This is a genomic window from Nocardia beijingensis NBRC 16342, from assembly GCF_001612785.1.
Lineage (GTDB): Bacteria > Actinomycetota > Actinomycetes > Mycobacteriales > Mycobacteriaceae > Nocardia > Nocardia beijingensis.
This window is the reverse complement of sequence record NZ_BDBC01000100.1, coordinates 1-296: the sequence shown is the minus strand read 5'-3', so window position 1 is coordinate 296 and position 296 is coordinate 1. Positions and strand designations below refer to the sequence as shown.

1 protein-coding gene is annotated in these 296 nt (G+C 68.6%); it reads right to left on the bottom strand.

The features are described from left to right. Positions 1 to 296, bottom strand: a 296-nt coding sequence (locus tag NB3_RS33755; RefSeq protein ID WP_157112174.1) for a condensation domain-containing protein, incomplete at both ends; no start/stop codon positions are given.

The window sequence follows — 296 nt, the reverse complement described above, 5'->3', positions numbered from 1 at the left end:
ACCACTCCGGCGCGCCCCCGTGCATCCGGTCGACGTAGGCGCTCATCAGGTCGCGAGTAAGCGGCCCCATCGAGAACCCGTCACCCGCGATGTGGTGCACCACGCAGATCAGTACATGTTCCGTCTCGCTCAGCGCGAGGAGGCGGACCCGCACGGGAGGCGCGACCGTGACATCGAATCCCTCGGTCACCGCCGCTGACACGAGTGCGGGCACCTCGGATTCCCCGGCCTGCTCGACCACGAGTTCCGGCACGGCACGCGGATCGGACACGGGCAACACCAGCTGGTAGCCCTCG